The sequence below is a fragment of the Leclercia sp. CFBP8987 genome, from assembly GCF_034044995.2.
Classification (GTDB): Bacteria; Pseudomonadota; Gammaproteobacteria; order Enterobacterales; family Enterobacteriaceae; genus Enterobacter; species Enterobacter tamurae.
Genome location: NZ_CM188255.1, coordinates 2,078,568 through 2,097,245 on the forward strand (window position 1 = coordinate 2,078,568; position 18,678 = coordinate 2,097,245).

24 protein-coding genes are annotated in these 18,678 nt (G+C 55.9%); 22 read left to right on the forward strand and 2 right to left on the reverse strand.

What is annotated here, in order from left to right; all coding sequences use genetic code 11:
* The first annotated feature begins 19 nt into the window (after positions 1–19).
* Complete coding sequence (locus tag SOM40_RS10055) at positions 20–184, forward strand: YnfU family zinc-binding protein (RefSeq protein ID WP_219921357.1); 165 nt, start codon at positions 20–22, stop codon at positions 182–184.
* A 269-nt stretch (positions 185–453) separates the two neighbouring features.
* Here the strand turns inward: SOM40_RS10055 and SOM40_RS10060 are convergent, their stop codons facing one another.
* Positions 454–804: a hypothetical protein gene (locus SOM40_RS10060; RefSeq protein ID WP_320456951.1), complete on the reverse strand. Its 351-nt coding sequence runs from the start codon at positions 802–804 to the stop codon at positions 454–456.
* 144 nt (positions 805–948) lie between these two features.
* Complete coding sequence (locus tag SOM40_RS10065) at positions 949–1,176, reverse strand: hypothetical protein (protein WP_320456950.1); 228 nt, start codon at positions 1,174–1,176, stop codon at positions 949–951.
* 23 nt (positions 1,177–1,199) lie between these two features.
* On the opposite strand from SOM40_RS10065, the gene SOM40_RS10070 reads away from it, so the two are divergent.
* The 21 genes from SOM40_RS10070 to SOM40_RS10170 all read left to right on the forward strand — a co-directional run bounded on the left by SOM40_RS10070 (position 1,200) and on the right by SOM40_RS10170 (position 18,652).
* Positions 1,200–1,772, forward strand: a complete 573-nt coding sequence (locus SOM40_RS10070) for a terminase small subunit (RefSeq protein WP_320456949.1) — start codon at positions 1,200–1,202, stop codon at positions 1,770–1,772.
* Positions 1,769–3,340 carry a terminase large subunit domain-containing protein gene (locus SOM40_RS10075; protein ID WP_320456948.1) on the forward strand — a complete coding sequence of 524 codons (1,572 nt, stop codon included), beginning with the start codon at positions 1,769–1,771 and terminating at the stop codon, positions 3,338–3,340. Before SOM40_RS10070 ends, SOM40_RS10075 begins: the two co-directional genes overlap by 4 nt.
* Before the next feature lie 4 nt (positions 3,341–3,344).
* Positions 3,345–4,748 carry a DUF4055 domain-containing protein gene (locus tag SOM40_RS10080; RefSeq protein ID WP_320456947.1) on the forward strand — a complete coding sequence of 468 codons (1,404 nt, stop codon included), beginning with the start codon at positions 3,345–3,347 and terminating at the stop codon, positions 4,746–4,748.
* 1 nt (position 4,749) lies between these two features.
* Positions 4,750–5,853 (forward strand): structural protein, encoded by a 1,104-nt coding sequence (locus SOM40_RS10085; protein ID WP_320456946.1) that lies wholly within the window; start codon positions 4,750–4,752, stop codon positions 5,851–5,853.
* Positions 5,854–5,977: 124 nt separating this feature from the next.
* Positions 5,978–6,730 carry a DUF6651 domain-containing protein gene (locus SOM40_RS10090; protein ID WP_320456945.1) on the forward strand — a complete coding sequence of 251 codons (753 nt, stop codon included), beginning with the start codon at positions 5,978–5,980 and terminating at the stop codon, positions 6,728–6,730.
* Positions 6,731–6,749: 19 nt separating this feature from the next.
* The gene (locus tag SOM40_RS10095; protein ID WP_320456944.1) at positions 6,750–7,886 is read left to right on the forward strand and encodes a major capsid protein; all 1,137 of its coding nucleotides are present in this window, start codon (positions 6,750–6,752) and stop codon (positions 7,884–7,886) included.
* A 38-nt stretch (positions 7,887–7,924) separates the two neighbouring features.
* Positions 7,925–8,194 carry a hypothetical protein gene (locus SOM40_RS10100; RefSeq protein WP_320456943.1) on the forward strand — a complete coding sequence of 90 codons (270 nt, stop codon included), beginning with the start codon at positions 7,925–7,927 and terminating at the stop codon, positions 8,192–8,194.
* Positions 8,195–8,196: 2 nt separating this feature from the next.
* The gene (locus tag SOM40_RS10105; RefSeq protein WP_212478099.1) at positions 8,197–8,679 is read left to right on the forward strand and encodes a DnaT-like ssDNA-binding protein; all 483 of its coding nucleotides are present in this window, start codon (positions 8,197–8,199) and stop codon (positions 8,677–8,679) included.
* Between the two features lies 1 nt (position 8,680).
* Positions 8,681–9,034: a hypothetical protein gene (locus tag SOM40_RS10110; protein ID WP_212478100.1), complete on the forward strand. Its 354-nt coding sequence runs from the start codon at positions 8,681–8,683 to the stop codon at positions 9,032–9,034.
* Between the two features lie 2 nt (positions 9,035–9,036).
* Positions 9,037–9,636: a hypothetical protein gene (locus SOM40_RS10115; RefSeq protein WP_320456942.1), complete on the forward strand. Its 600-nt coding sequence runs from the start codon at positions 9,037–9,039 to the stop codon at positions 9,634–9,636.
* Between the two features lie 7 nt (positions 9,637–9,643).
* Positions 9,644–10,075 carry a DUF4128 domain-containing protein gene (locus SOM40_RS10120; protein WP_320456941.1) on the forward strand — a complete coding sequence of 144 codons (432 nt, stop codon included), beginning with the start codon at positions 9,644–9,646 and terminating at the stop codon, positions 10,073–10,075.
* A 46-nt stretch (positions 10,076–10,121) separates the two neighbouring features.
* The gene (locus SOM40_RS10125) at positions 10,122–11,054 is read left to right on the forward strand and encodes a phage tail tube protein (protein WP_320456940.1); all 933 of its coding nucleotides are present in this window, start codon (positions 10,122–10,124) and stop codon (positions 11,052–11,054) included.
* Positions 11,055–11,197: 143 nt separating this feature from the next.
* Positions 11,198–11,971: a hypothetical protein gene (locus SOM40_RS10130; protein ID WP_320456939.1), complete on the forward strand. Its 774-nt coding sequence runs from the start codon at positions 11,198–11,200 to the stop codon at positions 11,969–11,971.
* Between the two features lie 64 nt (positions 11,972–12,035).
* Positions 12,036–12,374 (forward strand): phage tail assembly chaperone, encoded by a 339-nt coding sequence (locus tag SOM40_RS10135; protein WP_320456938.1) that lies wholly within the window; start codon positions 12,036–12,038, stop codon positions 12,372–12,374.
* Between the two features lie 17 nt (positions 12,375–12,391).
* Complete coding sequence (locus SOM40_RS10140; RefSeq protein WP_103792440.1) at positions 12,392–12,679, forward strand: DUF1799 domain-containing protein; 288 nt, start codon at positions 12,392–12,394, stop codon at positions 12,677–12,679.
* Positions 12,679–15,732, forward strand: coding sequence for a phage tail tape measure protein (locus tag SOM40_RS10145; RefSeq protein ID WP_320456937.1), 3,054 nt, complete (start codon positions 12,679–12,681; stop codon positions 15,730–15,732). Before SOM40_RS10140 ends, SOM40_RS10145 begins: the two co-directional genes overlap by 1 nt.
* Positions 15,733–15,804: 72 nt before the next feature.
* Positions 15,805–16,158: a hypothetical protein gene (locus SOM40_RS10150; RefSeq protein ID WP_320456936.1), complete on the forward strand. Its 354-nt coding sequence runs from the start codon at positions 15,805–15,807 to the stop codon at positions 16,156–16,158.
* Positions 16,159–16,212: 54 nt separating this feature from the next.
* Entirely contained in the window at positions 16,213–16,563 is a 351-nt protein-coding gene (locus SOM40_RS10155) for a phage tail protein (protein ID WP_320456935.1), read from the forward strand.
* Entirely contained in the window at positions 16,563–17,333 is a 771-nt protein-coding gene (locus SOM40_RS10160; protein ID WP_313825723.1) for a phage minor tail protein L, read from the forward strand. The genes SOM40_RS10155 and SOM40_RS10160 overlap by 1 nt, the downstream gene beginning before the upstream one ends.
* Before the next feature lie 12 nt (positions 17,334–17,345).
* On the forward strand, positions 17,346–18,077 hold the full coding sequence (locus tag SOM40_RS10165; RefSeq protein WP_320456934.1) for a C40 family peptidase: 732 nt from the start codon (positions 17,346–17,348) through the stop codon (positions 18,075–18,077).
* Complete coding sequence (locus SOM40_RS10170) at positions 18,065–18,652, forward strand: tail assembly protein (RefSeq protein ID WP_320456933.1); 588 nt, start codon at positions 18,065–18,067, stop codon at positions 18,650–18,652. Before SOM40_RS10165 ends, SOM40_RS10170 begins: the two co-directional genes overlap by 13 nt.
* Positions 18,653–18,678 lie beyond the last annotated feature (26 nt).

Sequence of the window (18,678 nt, forward strand, 5' to 3'; positions counted from 1 at the left end):
CTTAGAGGGGTTAAAAATTATGTCATTCTTCGATTACGCACTTAAACGCGTTGAAGCGGCGACCAAAACAACAGTGACTTGCCCGATATGCGGTCATGACTCTAATCACCCAGCAACAAAAGTACGCCAGGAGCAGGCCTTGCTCTGCCCTAGATGCAAATCACTTTTTGTCATTCACAGATAATATGCTGACCTGCTGAATATAACCGCCTTCGGGCGGTTTTTTTATTGCCATCACCATGGGCAGACCCATCGTAATGTCTATAGCGGATAAATCGTAGTTAAGCCCTGTAGGGGATAAAATTAGTTCGGTAGGATCGGAAAAGGGTAGGAGTGCAGCAACTAAAGTTTATGGCCACACTCCAGCACTTATCTATATGTAAGTTTAATTACTATTATCTCACATACAGTTGTAATTACTAAAGACAGAAGTAATGTCCTAGTTATCGTAATTCAACCAGATAATTTTGAAATGATCTGGGCTATAGCAGTGCCAACAGTAACTGCATTTGCTCCATTTGCAATCCATTTGCTGAGACCCATTTTTTTTATGCGCCGTACCACAAAGTCATGACTTGGGTTATCACTTCGACGGACAGTGTCTAACAACTCAATGAGCTTTTTCTTGTTAACACCTTCAGCAAAAAGAGCAGAAATCTCCGGCGGTATATCATCCCTAACCTCGACGGCGGTACCGTTGTTTATAAATGCAGTATCTTCCGCTTTTATTATGGCTCCTTTGGGTACAGAGATGCCTATGCCATTGTTGGTAAAATTACACCCTTTGAAACTTAATGCGTTCATACGACCCCTATTTCATACTATTGCTGGGAGTTGTCATAAAATAGCGAGCAAAACCGATGCCTTGGAAGAATCGATAAAATCTTGCTCGTTTATACGTACTTTAATGTCACGGCCACGGGAGCTCCAAGCGCAATGGATACAGGGCTAAACACTTTTCCCGTCAACCGAAACACTTGCATTAGCAGAACTGTTTGGTATGTAAATTGTGACCTTAGAACCACTGTTGGTAATCACCTCAATTGTCACAGATGTTGGCGGCGCTCCAGTATCGTCGCCTGTGAAAGCGGTAACGATCTCTTCTGAAGTTCTGTCTTCAATGATTGGCATGAGGTCGCCGTTAACCAAGCCAGCGTAAATTTTTACGTTGCCCATCAGCATCTCCCAAAGGTATTTAAATGGCACTCACCGACAAACAAGATATGTTCTGTCGCGAGTACCTCATCGATTTAAACGCCACGCAAGCGGCTATTCGGGCGGGGTACAGCGTCAAGACTGCCAACCGCATCGCCGCTAAGTTATTGTCAAAAGTTGACATCCAAAACAGAATCGCCGAACTCAAAACGAAGCGCAATGAGGATCTTGGCATTGATGCTGATTATGTGCTCCGCCGCTTAGTTGAAATCGACCAGATGGATGTTTTGGACATACTCAATGACGATGGCAGCCTTAAGCCGATCACCTCATGGCCAAAGGCCTGGCGAATTTCGCTCACCGGGCTGGATATCAGTACCACCATCCAGAGCTTCGACGAGGAGACGGCGGAAACCATCCTCAAAAAGGTTAAGTGGCCGGACAAGGTGAAGAACCTCGAGCTGCTTGGCAAGCACGTGCGTGTGCAGGCCTTTAAAGTGCAGGTAGAGCAGAAGGTCATGGCTACCCACAGCATTATGCCGGTCCCGTCCTGCGATAACGTAGACGACTGGGAAGCGGCAGCACAGAAGCAGCAGAGCGAGGTTCTTGGTGGATGAATTACAAAGCCGTCTGGAAACCCTTGCCGGGATCGCAATCGCTCTCTCTGAGCTGCCCTTGTAACGAAATTCTCTACGAGGGAACGCGCGGGCCGGGCAAGACTGCCGCGCAGCTGGCGCGTTTCCGTCGCCTGGTTGGTTTAGGCTATGGTTCATTCTGGCGCGGTGTCATCTTCGATACTGAGTATAAAAACCTCACCGACATCATTACCCAGTCAAAGCGTATGTATCGCCTGTTTAACGACGGCGCGCGCTATCTGGCGTCAGCATCCGAGCTGCGCTGGGTGTGGCCAACTGGCGAAGAATTGCTGTTCCGATTCGGGAAAGAAGAGGGCGATTACTGGGATTATCACGGCCAGGAGTTCCCGTTCATCGGCTTTAACGAACTGACAAAGCAGCAGTCGGGTGAGTTCTACGAGATGATGTTCTCCTGTCGGCGCTCATCGTTCCGGCCAGAAAACTATCCGCGCGATGATGGCTCGTTGCTCAAGCCGATCCCCCTGGAGACGTTCAGCACCACGAACCCGTTTGGCATCGGCCACACCTGGGTGAAGAAACGCTTCATTGAGCCAGCGCCGCGCGGCACCATCATTCGCGAAACGCAAAAGGTGTTTAACCCGCAAACCGAGCGTGAAGAGAATGTGACGCTGACGCGCGTGGCTATCCACGGTTCGTTCAAGGAGAATCCGTATCTGGATCCGCAGTACATTGCGACCCTGATGGCTATCAAAGACCCGAACCGGCGCAAAGCCTGGGTAGAAGGTTCATGGGATGTCACCAGCGGCGGGCGCTTTGACCATCTGTGGAATGCCTCGCATCACGTCATCAAGCCGTTCCGCATTCCTGATAGCTGGACGGTTGATCGCTCCCATGACTGGGGCGAATCGAAGCCGTTCTCCAATCTCTGGTGGGCGCGTGCCGATGGTACCGCCGCAGAGCTCTCTGATGGTCGCCAGTTCTGTCCGCCTGCCGGGTCGCTAATCCTGATTGGTGAGTGGTACGGCTGCCCTCCGGATGAGCTGAACAAAGGCCTGAATATGTCATCCACAAACGTCGCTAAGGGCGTGGCGTGGGTGGATAAGCGGCTGGTGGGCGAAGAACTTGCGGAGCCCGAAGAGATAAAACTCAACGGGATAACTCAGGGGCAACTGAACATCATGCCCGGCATCTGCAAGAAGGTTCTACCCGGCCCGGCTGACGGGGCTATCTACAACACCGGCGATGACGAACTCTCCATTGCCCAGAAGATGGAATCGCAGGGCGTTAAGTGGATTCCATCCAACAAGAAACCGGGATCGCGCGTGAACGGAGCGGCCCTGTTTGCTGACATGCTGGAAGCAGTCATTGAAGGTAAAAAGCTGGAGTCAGGTATCCCTGAGAAACCTGCATTCTACGTATTCGACTACTGCAGGGGCTGGATAAGCCGTGTTCCGGTGCTCGTCCGCGACAGTAAGAATCCTGATGATGTAGACACCCAGCAGGAAGATCATGACTGGGATGGTACGCGCTACGCCGTACTGCATTCACCGCCGAAGAAAGTCGGCAAAGTTACCAACCTACGGATTTAACCCCATGACTGACATTTCAACACCCAATCTGGACTATGGGAACATGGTGCAGGCGTGGGACATCAACGACGCCCTGATGGGCGGCACGCTATACATGCGCCAGCTTGGTGAGGCTTATCTGCCGCGCTGGCCGAAAGAGGATAAAGAGGATTACAAAAAGCGCCTGGCTGTGGCCACGCTTCTTCCTGCCTACGAAGAGACCATCAACCAGAACGTTGGCCGCGTATTCGCTGAGCCTATCCAGTTGGGCGAGAACGTCCCGGATGCGCTGCGCGAATTTGCGAGGAACGTGGATCTTGAAGGTAGTCGCCTCGATGTCTGGGCGCAGGCGTTCTTCAGCCTGGCGATGCAGTACGGCCTGTCACATGCGCTGGTGGACTACCCCCGGGTCGATGCCGAGCAGGTGAAGACCAAGGCTGATGAAAAGGCCACCGGAGCGCGCCCCTACGTAACGATGCTGAACCCCCGCCAGGTGATCGGCTGGAAGTCGAAGATGACCGGCGGCAAGGTTGCGCTCACCGAGTTGCGCATCAAAGAGGTTGTGGTCGAAGACGGTGACGACTTCGGTCAGACGAAAGTCGAACAAATTCGCTACCTGACACCCGGAAAAGTGCAGATTTACCGCAAGGCTACTGGCACCGATGGTCAGGTGAACTGGGCGCTGCATGAAGAGTGGCAGACCTCCCGACGAGATATTACCCTGGTAACGCTCTACACCAAGCGCACCGGCTTTATGTGCGGCTCACCGCCGCTACTCAATATGGCGCTGCTGAACGTTAAGCACTGGCAGAGCCAGAGTGAGCAGGACAACATTCTGCACGTCGCCCGGGTGCCGATCCTCACCGTATTCGGGCTCGAGGAAGGGCAGGAGCTGGTGATTGGCTCTTCCTCTGCGGCAAGCTTTAACGATCGTCAGAAACAAGGGCTCGAATACGTCGAGCATACCGGTTCCTCTATCGGCGCTGGTAAAGAGTCGCTGGCGGATCTGGTAGAGCAAATGCGCCAGGCGGGCGCAAAGCTGCTGCGCACCGACAATACCTCGACCAAGTCTGTTGACCAGACCTCAGAAGAGAAGATGCAGGAGCAGTCCCCGCTCTACACCATGGCAACCAGCCTGGAAGACGCGATCGACAACATCCTGCAAATCATGGCCGAGTACATCGGCGAGAAAGACGGCGGCAGCGTCGATGTACGCACTGAACTGGATGTTGAGTCGAAAGAGTTCAACCCTCCGGCGGCGCTGGCCATTCAGTCGCTGCGCCAGGGTGGTGACCTCCGCCGTGTTGACGCGATTAAGGCGCTGCAGAAACTCAACCTGATTGACGCTGATGCAGATCCCGATGTGGTGCTGAGCGAGCTGCTTGCTGAATCAGCCTCGCTGACCGAACCGACAGTGGACGAGGTGTGATATGGCTCGTTCAGTTAACGATCGCCTCCAGGACGAGACGATAGCGCACGGTCTGCATGTGAACCGCTACGGTACGGGCGTCGCCCGACGCATGGTAGCGCTGCTGAACAAAATGGATGCTGACCTGGCCGCAAAGCTGTTGGTGCTGCTGGATGGCAAGCGTGCCGATACCTACAGTGCCCGCCGCCTGGCCTCACTGCTGGTGGGTGTGCGCGACCTGAACCAACAGGCCTATGAGCCGGTTAACGATGCGCTGGCGCGGGAACTGACGCGCTACGTTGAGTATGAGGCCGGGTATCAGTTGGACCTGTTCAGCAGCATCATTCCGAAGCAGATCCTCACTCACGTTCCGCTTCAGAGCATTGCCCCCGAGCAGGTATACGCCGCAGCAGTGGCGCAGCCCTTCCAGGGGCGCCTGCTGAAGGAGTGGGGCCAGAAGCTTGAAGCCGATCGGCTGGACAAAATCACCAACGCTGTGCGCTCCGGTTTCCTCCAGGGTGAAACGGTAGAGCAGATTGTCCGGCGCGTCGCTGGCACGCCGAATCTCAACCGTGAAGATGGGGTGATTCACGCTTCCCGGCGCGACCTTGCTGTGGTGACCCGCACCGCTGTGAATCACATGGCTGCCACGGCGCGTCAGGAGTTTGCCCAGGTCAACAGCGATATCGTGAAGGCCAAGCAGTGGTCGTCTACGCTCGACACGCATACCAGCCAGTGGTGCATTATCCGCGACCGCAAACTCTACACCCTCGACGGCAAGCCGCTGGGCCATGTGGTGCCGTATCTGCGCGGCCCCGGCAAAATCCACTTCTGCTGTCGCTCCGGCGAAATCCTGATCACGAAATCGTGGGAGGAGTTGCAGATAGCCTCAGGCGAACTGAGCAGCGCTACGCGTGCGTCGATGGACGGGCAGGTGCCAGCGCATACCAGCTATGCCGACTGGCTTACCCGGCAACCGTACGCACGGCAGGAGCAGGTGCTGGGCGTCACCCGCGCCATGATGCTACGTGACGGCAAAATCACGGTGCCGGAGATGTTCAATGATGCCGGGGGGTTTCTTACCCTGGACGAACTGCGCCGCGTGGATGCGTCGGCGTTTGAGTAACACAAACCTCATCAACATCAGGCTGCCTCCGGGCGGCCTTTTTCATGCCTGCCGCTGAGCGGATGCGACGCGGTGAACGGGTCGGATGACCTATTACCAATGGCCGGAAGGCTGGAGCAAAACAATGAAACTCAAACTTGATGCTAACGGCAATGTGGTCGTTGAAAACGGCATGCCTGTGTACGTTCATGACGACGGCAAAGAGATCCCGTTCGATGCAGCCGCAGCGATGACCAAAATCACCTCCCTGAACGGTGAAGCCAAAACTCACCGTGAAGCGAAGGAGCAGGCGGAAGCCAGTCTCGCGAAATTCGCTGGCATCAGCGACCCGACCAAGGCACTCGAAGCCCTGGAGATGATGACCAAAATCGACCAGAAGAAACTGATCGACGCTGGTGCCGTTGACCAGGTTAAGGCTGAGATCACCAAGGTTTATCAGCAGCAGCTGGACGAAGCGAACGGCAAAACCAAGCAGCTGGAAACCCAGCTCTACGACGAGATGATCGGCGGCCGCTTCGGTGGTTCGAAGTTCATCTCCGAAAAGATGGCGATCCCGGCTGAGTTCGTGCGTTCCCACTTCGGCCAGAACTTCAAAATTGAAGACGGCAAGGTCGTGGCTTATGACGTGCAGGGCAATAAAGTGTTCTCCCGCACCAAACCCGGCGAACTGGCTGGCTTCGATGAAGCGCTGGAATCTCTGGTCGAGTTGCATCCGCAGAAAGACTACATCCTCAAAGCGTCCGGCAACAGCGGCGGTGGCTCCCACCAGTCGCAGCATCAGGCCGGGCAAAAAACCATGAAACGTGGTGCGTTTGACGCTCTGGATGGCGCAGGAAAGCAGGCTGCGCTTAGCGACGGCGTCAGCATCGTCGATTAATCGAAAGGATATTTAGAATATGAGCAATACGCTTACTGGGTTAATTCCCACTCTTTACACCGCACTGAACCGCGTATCCCGCGAGCAGGTCGGCTTCATCCCTGCCGTGGCGCGCAACGCGAAAGCTGATGCTGCGGCTAAAGACCAGACCGTCACCGCGCCGGTGGCACCAAAAACCACCACCGTCGATATCACCCCTGCAGCGACCGCCCCGAACGATGGCGATCAGAACATCGGTACCGTGGATGTCAAAATCACCAAATCCAAAATGGCCCCGGTCAAATGGAACGGTGAAGAACAGCTGGCTATCGGGCCGTCAGGTAATTACGACGTCATCCTTGCTGACCAGTTTTCCCAGGCCTTCCGTGCGCTGAGCAATGAGATGGACGCTGACCTGGCGGCGCTGTACTACAAATCATCCCGCGCAGTGGGCGCGCCGAAGGATACCCCGTTCAGCATCAAAGACGATCTGTCTGATGCGGCGCTGGCCCGCCAGATCCTGGTCGATAACGGTTCTCCAACCACCGATATGCGCATGGTGCTGGGCGGCGAGGCGATGGCCTCTATTCGTGGTAAGCAGTCCGTGCTGTTCAAGGCGAATGAAGCTGGCACCGACCAGCTCCTGCGCGAAGGTATCATCGGTCGCGTGATGGGCTTCAACCTGCATGAATCGGCCAACATCAAGCGTACGGCGAAAAGCACAGCATCTGGCTACAAGGTCAACGGTGCGAAGAAAGAGGGCGACATCATTGTGGCTATCTCTGCGGGTACAGGTGGGATTGCAGTCGGTACCGCAGTGAAATTCGATGGTGATGACAATCAGTATCTGGTCGTTGCCGCCACTTCTTCCAGCATCACCATTGGTGCGCCGGGTCTGCGTCAGGATCTGGCAGACCAGGCAGCCGTCACCGTGCTGAGCGAGTTTGCGCCAAACATGGCGTTCGACCGCAACGCATTCCTGCTGGCGTGCCGCACCCCGGCAATGCCAAAAGGCGGCGACACCGCCGACGATGTGATGAACGTGACCGACCCGGTATCTGGCATCACCTTCCAGATCGCGCTGTATCGCCAGTACCGTCAGGTGCGTTATGAAGTTGGTGTGGCGTGGGGCGTTGCAGCCGTGCAGCCTGAGCATTCCACCATCATCATGGGTTAACCACTGGGGCTTAGGCCCCTTTGTTTTCAGGAGGCCCAATGGCCGGATTAACCAAAGAGCAGCGCGCGCAGCGTGAGGCTGAAAAGCTCGCAGCGCAGAACGGCGCTGAACAAACTCCTGCTCAGCAGGACCAGCAGCAGGACCAGCAGCAGGACCAGCAGCAGGACCAGCAGCAGGACCAGCCAGGCATTGAATTGGTTGTCATGGTTCGCGATACCCCAGAGTTCCCCGGCGGTCCGCTGAGCGCTGAGGTACACCCCGACGAAGTGGATAACTGGCTGGCGCTGGACTGGCGTCTGGAGGAGTAAGCATGCTGGTTGCCGATCCCCACGTTCCAGGCTTCAACAGCTACGCCAGCGTTGCTGACCTGCGAGCTTTCGCTGCCGGGCGCGGTTACACCGTTCCTGCCGATGACGGCGAGTGCGGCCAGATGCTTATGCAGGCTATGGACTTTCTGGAAGGGAAGACCTGGCGCGGCCAGCGCTCCAGCACATCGCAGCCGCTATCGTGGCCGCGTACCGGTGTGCGTTTCGATGGCGTTGATCTTCCGGATGACAGCATCCCGCAGCGCCTGGTTGATGCACAGTGCCGTCTGGCTATCGAATCGCAGGAGATTGACCTCACGCCTTCGGTTGCTGGTGGCGGGGCGGTGACGATGGAGCGCGTAGAGGGCGCGGTGACCGTGCAGTACGAGCCGGGAACCAATAAGGCCTCGCCGTCATTCCCCTGGTTCTATTCCTCGCTGCGTGGGCTAGTGGTGGGCGGCAATCAGATCCGCATCGAAAGGGGGTGACATGCCAATCGACTACCGCCGCATGCGCGCGACCGCGACCCGACTGCTGACCGAGAACGGGAAGGCATATCAGCTTACCCGCGGCGGCGGCACCATCCGTGACCAGTTCGGCAAAGAGGTCACCACCCCGGCCATTACCGCGACCGTAACCGGTGTTATCACCGAATACTCCTCCCGCGAAATCGACGGCTCCCTGATCGCCACCGGCGACAAGAAGCTGGCGGCCACGTTCGAAACGGAAGTGCGCATCGATGACCGCATCGAAATCGACGGCAAAAAATGGCGCGTGGTGCAGCCGAATCCGGTTAAGCCTGCCGATGTGCTGATCTCCTATAACATCCAGCTGAGGGCGTAACTATGGCCGGAACAGTTAATCAGCCGTTTCTGGCTGCCATTCAGTTGTTCGTGGATAGCTCGAAGCAGGAGATGGACGAGGTAGTGCGTCGGACGGGTATTAAAATCCTCGGGCGCCTGGTCGAAATGTCCCCGGTGGGCCAACCGGATATCTGGCAGGTCAACCAGACTGCGACGGCGTACAACACTGCAGTGCGGGAGCATAACGCTACCCTGCGAGATGATCCTGCCAACATGACCAAATCAGGACGACTTAAGCGCGGCCTGCGCGTCAACGACTCGATGGACATCAAAAAGCCTGATGGCTATGTCGGCGGGCGGTTCAAAAACAACTGGTATGTGGGCTTTGATAGCCAGCCGACCCAATCCAACGATACACCGGATGCTTCCGGTCAGGGTTCCAACTCCCGGGGCCTGGCAGTGCTCGAGGTGTTCAGAGTAGGACAGGTCAGCTCGATTTTCTTCACCAATAACCTGCCCTATGCACAGGCGCTGGAGAACGGGCACTCCGGTCAGGCCCCCGGTGGCATGGTGGGCATCACCGCGCTGGATGCCGCGCAGCTGTTCCGTGAGACAATGAGCGAGGTGCGCAATGGCCGGTGACCAGTCAATGCGGATCGCTGACCTGCTGGAAGGTCGTATCGCGGTTATCTGCTCTTCGCTCGGGCTGCCAGTAGCCTGGCCGAACATCGCGTTTACTCCCCCGGATAATGCGCCTTACGGGCGTGTTTATGTTATGCCGGCACAAACCGTGGGGCAGGACCTGGAAGGCCATTTGCGTACGTACCAGGGCATTCTGCAACTCAACATTATTGCTCCTGCCGGTAGTGGCGTGGCTCAGGCCCGAGGATTGGCAAAGTCTGTCGCTGACGCCTTTCCCGAAGGTCTGCCGCTGGTGGATGGTGACCTGACCGTGTACATCAACGGTCCACCGCAGGTGCGATCGCCAATACAGGATCGCCCGACATCAGCACCCAACGGCAGTAGTGGCTCCATCACCTACACCACCCCCGTCAGCATGCAGTACCGCGCTGATTACTGACCCGCCGCCTGGCGGGTTTTTTATTACCTCAATTCAGGAGAATGCAATGGCATTCGCAATCCCTAACGGGTCACGTGTGAACGTGGCCAAGGCCTATCTTGCGCCGATTGTCTTCACTGCAGCCTCCAACGCGACGGAATGCGAACTGACCGTTGCCTCGGCTGCAGGGATCCTCGCGGGTGATGTCGTCCAGGTCAGTTCCGGCTGGCTGAAGCTCGATAACATGGTGCTGCGCGTTAAATCGGTGACCGGCACCAAAATCGTACTGGAAGCCTTCGATACCACCGACACCAAGAAATTCCCGGCGGGTACTGGCGCGGGGACTCTGCGCAAAGTCGACTCGTGGATCACAATGCCGCAGGTCATGACGCTGTCCACTGAGGGTGGTGACCAGCAGACTACCTCCATCCAGTTCCTGGAGGATGATAAGGCCCGTACCATCCCGACGTTTAAAAACGCTGTGGTTCAGGTCTATACCTTCGCGCACGACCCGTTGCTGGCAATTTACAAACGTCTGAGTGACCTGGACGAATCCAGCGACACTACTGCGGTGTGGTTCCATAACCCGCGCGGAAAAGCTGATCGTTACTACTCTGCCAAAGTGTCATTCCAGAAGGTGCCTAAGACTGAAATCAACGCCGTTGAAAGCAACGAAGCGCGCATGAACTTCGAATCGGACATGCAGATTTACCCGATCACCGACGCCTCCGCTGTGCCGCTGGCGTTCCTGACTGACCTGCCAGCCACCAAAACCCTTGCGGTTGGCGCTGCGCTGGATCTGGCTGTGGTGATGCAGGGCGGCTCCGCGCCGTACACCTATGTGTGGAAGAAGGGCGGCACGGCTATCCCTGGCAAAACCGCCTCGACGTTCAACATCCCATCAGTCGCATCCGGCGATGCTGGCTCTTACACCTGTGAAGTCACCGATGCCGCAGGAAAGACCCTCACCTCGGCTGCTTGCACCGTCACTGTCAGCTAACCAACAAGGCCCGGTTCGCCGGGCTTTTTTATGCGCGTCGCATGCGCACTAAATCGAAAGTCTTTCAGTAGCGAGCCTGGGCTATGCCGTTTCTTTCGTGCGGCGGCGCCATGCGACAGGCTCGCACCTAAAAGGAAAATGTAATGCCCAAGAGTTTGAATATTTTCTCAGTTGAGACTCATCCCGAATTATGGGGCGTAAGTGTTAAATGGAAATGGCCCGAGGAAGGCACCCAGGGGGATAAGCTGGAATTACAGTGTCTGTTCTCTGATGGACGACTGAAATATGATCTTATCTCCTGGCCGGTAACTGGAACGCATATTGGTGGCCTGAAGGCGGGTGAGCGCGTGCAGATCCGTTTACGTCAAATCGATATAAACGGCAATTCTCCTGAATGGGGTTTGGGTGACTGGATCGAAGGCGTTTCCTCAGCAAATGCCGGAGATTATCTGAACAATATCTGTGTCGATATCTGTAACTCGTCTATCCGTTCATCACTGCTAATTAATGATGCCTTCCTCCAGCCAGGCATCATTCAAAATGCGAAGCTGAATAACGCAGTCGTCAACAGCAGTTACAGCATTCAGGTAAAAGCCGACAACAGCGATAAACAGCCTGCTGCCGGGGCGATCCGGGTCAGCGAAAGTGACCAGCAGCAGGTAAGCACTGGCTGGGAAATCAAAAAAGCTGGTACCGCCATCGCCAGCAGCGCAGATGCAACCAAACTCAGTCTCTCAGACGAAATGCGTGAGGCGGTGGTGGATGCCGTGCGTAACAGCGATCTGTTTGAATCCCTTAGGGCAGAACTGAACGGTCAGACAGCATCTGTAGCCAGCCTGCAACATGCTATTCATGACATAGCAAACGATGCTATCCGCAACGCAATGAAGCCTGGTGGCCTGCTGTTCGGCCGCTAAGAAACAAATCCTCGCTCGTTTATTTAACCCGCTCCGGCGGGTTTCGTTTTTCTAAGGAACCGAAATGACCAAATTCTCCCTGATCCCAAACCCGACCTTCTCCGTTACCGCCAGCATCCCGCGCGCTGGTGCTGAAGACGGCAAGCTGACCTTTACCTTCCGCCACAAGACGCTGCAGGAACTCCGCGCAATGGACGAGAAGATGCAAAAAGCTGCTGAAGGCAAAAAGGCAGCAGTAGAGCCACAGGCCGACTATCTGATGGAAATCGTCGAAGGCTGGGCGCTGCCGGACGAGTTCACCCGCGATAACGTGATTGTCCTCCTGCAGAACTATCCGCGCGCTTTCGACAGCATCGGTCTGGCCTACACCAAAGAGCTGATGGGTATCCGCGAAAAAAACTAAGGCAGGTCGCCGCAGCGATGTATACACCGGGACCGACACTCGCGGAGTTAGCCGCTTTTGGTTTAACGCCTGAAGATGTGGAGGAAGAGGTGGGGATCCTGCCATCCATATGGGAGGCCTTTACCGTCTTCTCCACGCTGGCGACCCAATGGCGTGTCGGTGCGAGCGGTGCGACCGGTCTTGATTACAACGTACTCCCCTGGGTGTTTGAGTTGCACGGGGTTGAGGATGCGGCGGCCTGCATGGCTGATATTCGAATTATGGAAAGCGAGGCTCTCAAAGTGATGCATAAGGAGACGGCCTGATGAGTGACCAAATCGCCTCGATCACATTGCGCGCTGACGTATCCGATTTGAAAACGGCCAGCAATGAACTGGATAAACTCGGTGAGGCCGCGGCGGGTGCCGTAGGTAAAGCTGATGACCTTAACAGCGTATTTCGCGCTGGCGCTGAGTCTGCGAAGCAGGGCAGTGAAGGCCTCAAAGAGCAGCAGACCGCGCTCAAAGGCCTGCTGGAGAATATCGACCCGGTCACCAAGGCGCTGAACCGCCTGGACGAACAGCAGGCTGCGCTGCGTAACTTCCAGACCAAGGGCTTTCTGGATACCGATACATACCAGGCCTATAACAAGATCCTGGATGATACCCGGCTGAAGCTGACCGATACCGGCGAGGCAGCGGCGCGGGCCCAGGCCGAGCTGGCCGCCACCCAAGCTGCCGAAAAGCAATCTGCCGCACTGAAGAACCTGCTGGGCTCCATCGACCCGACAATCCGCGCGTTCAACTCGCTGGATGAGCAGCACGCGCAGCTGGTGGCCCATTTCGAGTCAGGGCGCATCAATGGCGCTCAGTTTGAGCACTTCAACACCATCCTTAACCAGACGCGTGAGCGGCTCTCAGGCGTCGCCGACGTACTGCCTGAGGCATTATCTCGTCAGGAGGCGGCGGCCCGTCGTGCGGGGATCTCGGTGGGCCAATACAGCGCGGCCATGCGCACGTTGCCGGCTCAGTTCACCGACATCGCCACGCAGCTGGCTGGTGGGCAGTCTCCGTTCCTGATCCTGCTCCAGCAGGGCGGGCAGATAAAAGACCAGTTTGGCTCAGTGCAGGGGGCGCTGTCCGGCGTCGGCGAATACATCCGCAGCATGGCCGGGATGATTAATCCAACCACAATTGCGCTGGGCGGTCTGGTGGGCATCATCGGCCTACTGGCTGCAGCCGCGTACAGTTCGTCTGAACAGTTCGATCAGGTAGCGCGCTCTGTCATCATGATGGGCGGCGCTGGCTTCGCCTCAATGCAGCAACTCAACCAGGCCGCTGAAGAGGTGGCGGGCAAGACGAACATCTCGGTCAGCTCGACGGTCGATATCCTGGTTGCGCTGAATGACACAGGCAAATATACCGCCAGCCAGATGAAGCAGATCGCCACGTCCATCACTCTGATGGGCAAGGCGGGCAACGACACCAAGGCGGCGATGTCCGACTTCGGTAAGATTGTCAGTGATCCAGTGAAAGGACTGGCCAGCCTGAATGAGCAATACGGCTTTGTCGATGAAGCCATGATGAAGCACATCATCCAGCTGCGTAAGCAGAAGGGCGAGCAGGCGGCGGTTACCGAAGCCATTGACCTGTTTGCTGGCGTAATGGCAAAACGAGCAGAAGAGACTACCAGGGCGACCGACAATATCGGGCAGTCCTGGCAATGGCTGAAGAAAACATCATCTGACACCTTTGATGATATTGGGGTTACCGTCCGCGCCTGGGGAAACCAGATACTGGATATTTTTAATCTGGTTAAGGCATCGATAAAGGATCTCTTTCTCAATATCACCTCATTGGACGCCAAATTTACCGGGACCTTAGCTGGCTGGGCTGAAAAAATACCTGGTGGCGGTGCGATAACTGAGTTCCTCGGCATGGATGTCGAGGCTATGAAAAAGGCCGGGACTGAAGCTGACAAAGAAATCGCGGCGAACAAAAAACGCTACGATGAACTCTGGAAGCGCGTAACTGCCCCCAACGCACAGGCGAGCTATGAAGCCGAAGCGCGAGGGGTCACCGTTAAAGGGGAGGGTGGTTCGAGCCGCGAATCGAGGGATGCGGTATCGAAACTTGCCGAAAACTCTGCCAAAAAGACCCGAGAAGCAAAGGCCACGCTGGATGCGGGCGATCGTACCCTGGAGAACTACCGCGCCCAGACCAGAACCCTAACGGAAACTCTCGAAACCCTACGGCAGACCGGCGAGACCCACGCCAAAAACACCGAGTTCAGTAAACAGCAATCCCACTTTGCTGAACTGGAGGAGGCCGCCAAAACTCGCGCCCTGACTGCTCAGGAGAAATCTCTACTGTCGAGCCGCGAGGCCATTCTGAACGCCGCCAAGGTGGTGGATCAGAAGAACAAGGAAGTTGAGGCCCAGCAGAAGATTAATGGTCTGGCGCAGCAGGCAAATAAATACGTCACACAGATGTCTGAAAAAACGAATGCTCTGCGAGATAGCGCCGGGCTGAGCGGCCGCCAAACCCAGCGTATGATGGAAGAGGCGCAACTCCGTCAGGGCTGGCTGAATGGTGGCGGAAAACTTGAAGATGCTGGCTATGAGAAAGAGTTAGCTGCGCTTCGGAAATATTATGCTGAAGAAGATAAGCTGCGCGGCAACTGGAAGGCTGGCGCTATCAGTGGTTGGAATGAATATCTAGACGCAGCTACCAATACCTATGATGCCGTGAAGAACGTAGCAAGCTCGACCCTAACCGGCCTGAGCGACATGCTGACCGAACTTATGACGACCGGCAAAGCTTCGGTTAAAGAGTTTGGCAAATCGATGCTTAAGATGATCCTGGACGTGACGAACCGCCTCATGGTTGCCTACGCAGTACAGGCTGCAATGGGGTGGATTAGTGGTGGTTCGGGTGGTGGCGCTACACCAGGCGGAGCGTATGCAAACGCTGCCGCAGGCGTCACGTTCAACGCAAAAGGCGGCGTCTACGAGTCCGTAGGCCTCAGCAAATATGTGAATGGCGTTTATGACTCACCTCAGTACTTTACCTTTCAAGGTGCATCGAAATTCGCGAAAGGTGGGGTTTTCGCTGAGGCTGGTGCGGAGGCGATCATGCCACTTACCCGTGACTCAGCCGGGCGTTTAGGCGTAAGAGCGCAAGGCGGCGGTGGAGTAGCGCCGGTTATTAATACTACCGTTAACGTCGATGTTGGTGGTTCGGCAACAGCACGCACCTCCAGTTCTGGCGATGCCATGGGACGTGCGCTCGCTGAGGAAATGCAGAAAGCTGCTCTGCAGGTGGTTCAAAAACATCTTAAGCCGGGTGGCATGATCTACAACTTCACTAAAGGCGCATAGTCGCTTCGATTGTTTTGACCTTATTATTCATCCTGTTAAGATGTTTCCGATTGTAATCAAAGGAAACGTGAAATGAAGAAGGTAGTTGCTTTAGCTCTTGGGGCGTTAATGCTGTCTGGCTGTACTGTTCGTGTTGCTGATATGACCGTAGGAAGTACCAAAAACTACAACCTGAACGCAGCTAAGTTTGAAAAAGGTCAACGTGTGACTGGTGAAGACAAAGCTCCTATTGTCATTTTCCCATTGGGCATTCCAAGCGTTAAAACAGCAATGGATCGAGCTATTGAAAAAGATAAGTGTTCCGTAGGCCTAAGCGATGTTGTTATCTATCAGTTAAACCACGCATTTATTTTCGGCACATATGGTTTCCGTGTCGAAGGCACGCAGATTATAGACAAGTCTCAGCTTGGTTGTGAAAACCGCTAATCTGCTACTTATACTGACAAGCCACCTTCGGGTGGCTTTTTTTATGGAGCAAATATGGCAGTTGAAACCTATAACTGGCGTTCGCAGCTCGGTGCCGGGCCTGTCGAGTATGGTCAGACGGTGCGATCGGCTCAGTTTGGCGATGGCTATGAACAGGTGGCCGAGAACGGCATCAACTCCACGGTCATTCAGGTGCCGATGAAGCACACTGGGACTGAGGCGGAAGTAAACGCGATCCGCGACTTCCTGCTGGCCCATACCGTTAAGGCCTTCATTATCACGCCACCCGGCGAGGTGAAGGGGCTATATCGTGTTGTCGCTGATTCCATGCGGAAAAACCAGCTGAACAGCAAATTCTCTGAGCTGACCTTCACTATCAAACGGGCCTACGGAGTCTACGCATAATGGCACTTGTCGATCAGGCGGCGATGCTGGCACCGGGTGGCAGGGTCCGCTTGGTCGAAGTGGACGCCTCCGAGTTCAGTGGCGGGATCCACCGCTTTCATTACGCGCCATTCCCCCATACGGCAGCAGAGATTGACGCGGCAAACGGCGACGAGTCGAAGCTGGGGCCGAAGCCGATAATCTGGGACGGTAACGCCTACGAATTCTGGCCCTTCCAGGTAGCGGACCTGTCGCTCTCCACTGACCAGGCCGCTGAGCCAAAACTCAATGTTTCCAACCTTGACGGGCATATCACAGCGCTGTGCCTTCAGTTCAAAGATATGGTGAATGCGAAGGTGAGCATCATCGACACCTACGCCATTTACCTCGATGCGGTTAACTTCCCGGGCGGCGTAAACCCTACGGCGGACCCGACGGCGTTCTCCCTGCAAACCTTCTGGCTGGACACCAAAACCTCAGAAGATGATGAGGTGGTGTCGTGGGCAATGAGCAGTCCGGCAGACCTGCAGGGGTTGGTGATCCCCACCCGGCAAATCACCTCGCTTTGCGAATGGGCACTGCGCGGGCAATACCGCAGCGGCGATGGCTGCACCTACAACGGCACGGCGTATTTTGATGCGAAGGGTAATCCGGTCGCTGACCCGGCTCTGGATGTGTGCGGCGGCTGCTTCAGCGACTGTCGTAAGCGGTTTGGTGCCGGACTGGCAGAGCCTAACGCAGCAAACCTCGACTTTGGCGGCTTCCCGGCAACCGTTCTCTTCTCTCGATAACCGGACATATCAATGAACAAAACCATTATTGCGGCGATCCGCGCGCATGCGCTGGAGGAATCCCCGCGCGAGTGCTGCGGCTTCGTCATCCAGTCGGGGCGGCGCCAGCGTTACATACCGATACCGAACAGCCACGAAAACCCGACAGATCATTTCCGCATTGACGGCGAGCACTGGGCGAACGCGGAGGATGCCGGGACTATTATCCGCGTCATTCACTCGCATCCAGGCGATGGCGCCCGGCCTATCCCTTCAGATCTCGATCGCCAGCAGTGCAATAACTCCGGTGTGGTCTGGGGCATCTATGCGCCGGACTGTGATGAATATGCAGAGGTAACACCAGACGCCATCCCGCTGATTGGCCGCCCGTTCATTCTGGGCTCGCACGACTGCTGGGGGCTGGTCATGGACTGGCACACTATCCAAGGCGTGACGCTTAACGATTTCCGGGTGGATTATCCGTGGTGGGAAAGCCAGTACCCGGACAATTTGTATTTCGAGAACTGGGAGCGGGAAGGGTTTGTCGAATGCAATCCGGGGCCAGGATGCATGGTCATCATGCAGGTTGAGTCAGCCAAGTGGAATCATGCGGGGATCATCACCGAAGAAGGCGAGCTGCTGCACCACCTGTACGGCCAGCCATCCTGCATAACTCCGTATACCCGGGGCTACTTCAAAGACCGGACCATGATCTGTGTTCGCCACAAAGACCTGCCGCAGGAGATTCAACCATGGCGCGTTTAACCACTATTCGACTGTATGGCGCCCTGGGGGCCCGGTTTGGCCGCGTTCACCGGCTGGCAGTCCAGACTTCAGCAGAGGCCGTAAAGGCACTCTGCATCAACTTCGACGGGCTTGAAAGCTACCTGATGAACGCCAAAAAGAACGGCATGACTTTCGCAGTGTTCCGCGGTAAGCGCAACATCGGTGCGGATGACTTCAGGGATCTGACCGGGGATAGCGATATTCGAATTGCACCAGTGATGGAGGGGGCAAAAAAAGCGGGTATGTTCCAGACGATCCTTGGGGCAGTCATGGTGGTTGCTGGGGTGGTTGCCTCGTTCATACCAGGCGGACAGGCATTCGCGCCTTCGTTACTTATCGGTGGTGCCAGCATGATGGCCGGCGGCATTTACCAGATGCTCTCGCCGCAGCCTAAAGGCCTACAGGGACGCGATGATCCCGATAACAAACCCTCCTACGCCTTTGGCGGATCCGTTAATACCCTGGCAATGGGTAACCCGGTTGCACTGCTGTATGGCGAGCGCGAGATCGGCGGCGCCATTATCAGTGCGGGGATCGTAGCTGAGGACATCTGACGACCATTTACTCTTCAATTAGCACC

Excerpts from the sequence above, each read along its gene's own strand:
- SOM40_RS10075 (WP_320456948.1), top strand. The coding sequence starts at position 1,769 with ATGAATTACAAAGCCGTCTGGAAACCCTTGCCGGGATCGCAATCGCTC.
- SOM40_RS10115 (WP_320456942.1), top strand. The coding sequence starts at position 9,037 with ATGGCCGGAACAGTTAATCAGCCGTTTCTGGCTGCCATTCAGTTGTTC.
- SOM40_RS10095 (WP_320456944.1), top strand. The coding sequence starts at position 6,750 with ATGAGCAATACGCTTACTGGGTTAATTCCCACTCTTTACACCGCACTG.
- SOM40_RS10090 (WP_320456945.1), top strand. The coding sequence starts at position 5,978 with ATGAAACTCAAACTTGATGCTAACGGCAATGTGGTCGTTGAAAACGGC.
- SOM40_RS10055 (WP_219921357.1), top strand. The coding sequence starts at position 20 with ATGTCATTCTTCGATTACGCACTTAAACGCGTTGAAGCGGCGACCAAA.
- SOM40_RS10080 (WP_320456947.1), top strand. The coding sequence starts at position 3,345 with ATGACTGACATTTCAACACCCAATCTGGACTATGGGAACATGGTGCAG.
- SOM40_RS10155 (WP_320456935.1), top strand. The coding sequence starts at position 16,213 with ATGGCAGTTGAAACCTATAACTGGCGTTCGCAGCTCGGTGCCGGGCCT.
- SOM40_RS10125 (WP_320456940.1), top strand. The coding sequence starts at position 10,122 with ATGGCATTCGCAATCCCTAACGGGTCACGTGTGAACGTGGCCAAGGCC.
- SOM40_RS10150 (WP_320456936.1), top strand. The coding sequence starts at position 15,805 with ATGAAGAAGGTAGTTGCTTTAGCTCTTGGGGCGTTAATGCTGTCTGGC.
- SOM40_RS10160 (WP_313825723.1), top strand. The coding sequence starts at position 16,563 with ATGGCACTTGTCGATCAGGCGGCGATGCTGGCACCGGGTGGCAGGGTC.
- SOM40_RS10060 (WP_320456951.1), bottom strand. The coding sequence starts at position 804 with ATGAACGCATTAAGTTTCAAAGGGTGTAATTTTACCAACAATGGCATA.
- SOM40_RS10140 (WP_103792440.1), top strand. The coding sequence starts at position 12,392 with ATGTATACACCGGGACCGACACTCGCGGAGTTAGCCGCTTTTGGTTTA.
- SOM40_RS10130 (WP_320456939.1), top strand. The coding sequence starts at position 11,198 with ATGCCCAAGAGTTTGAATATTTTCTCAGTTGAGACTCATCCCGAATTA.
- SOM40_RS10165 (WP_320456934.1), top strand. The coding sequence starts at position 17,346 with ATGAACAAAACCATTATTGCGGCGATCCGCGCGCATGCGCTGGAGGAA.
- SOM40_RS10110 (WP_212478100.1), top strand. The coding sequence starts at position 8,681 with ATGCCAATCGACTACCGCCGCATGCGCGCGACCGCGACCCGACTGCTG.
- SOM40_RS10065 (WP_320456950.1), bottom strand. The coding sequence starts at position 1,176 with ATGGGCAACGTAAAAATTTACGCTGGCTTGGTTAACGGCGACCTCATG.
- SOM40_RS10120 (WP_320456941.1), top strand. The coding sequence starts at position 9,644 with ATGCGGATCGCTGACCTGCTGGAAGGTCGTATCGCGGTTATCTGCTCT.
- SOM40_RS10100 (WP_320456943.1), top strand. The coding sequence starts at position 7,925 with ATGGCCGGATTAACCAAAGAGCAGCGCGCGCAGCGTGAGGCTGAAAAG.
- SOM40_RS10085 (WP_320456946.1), top strand. The coding sequence starts at position 4,750 with ATGGCTCGTTCAGTTAACGATCGCCTCCAGGACGAGACGATAGCGCAC.
- SOM40_RS10070 (WP_320456949.1), top strand. The coding sequence starts at position 1,200 with ATGGCACTCACCGACAAACAAGATATGTTCTGTCGCGAGTACCTCATC.
- SOM40_RS10105 (WP_212478099.1), top strand. The coding sequence starts at position 8,197 with ATGCTGGTTGCCGATCCCCACGTTCCAGGCTTCAACAGCTACGCCAGC.
- SOM40_RS10170 (WP_320456933.1), top strand. The coding sequence starts at position 18,065 with ATGGCGCGTTTAACCACTATTCGACTGTATGGCGCCCTGGGGGCCCGG.
- SOM40_RS10145 (WP_320456937.1), top strand. The coding sequence starts at position 12,679 with ATGAGTGACCAAATCGCCTCGATCACATTGCGCGCTGACGTATCCGAT.
- SOM40_RS10135 (WP_320456938.1), top strand. The coding sequence starts at position 12,036 with ATGACCAAATTCTCCCTGATCCCAAACCCGACCTTCTCCGTTACCGCC.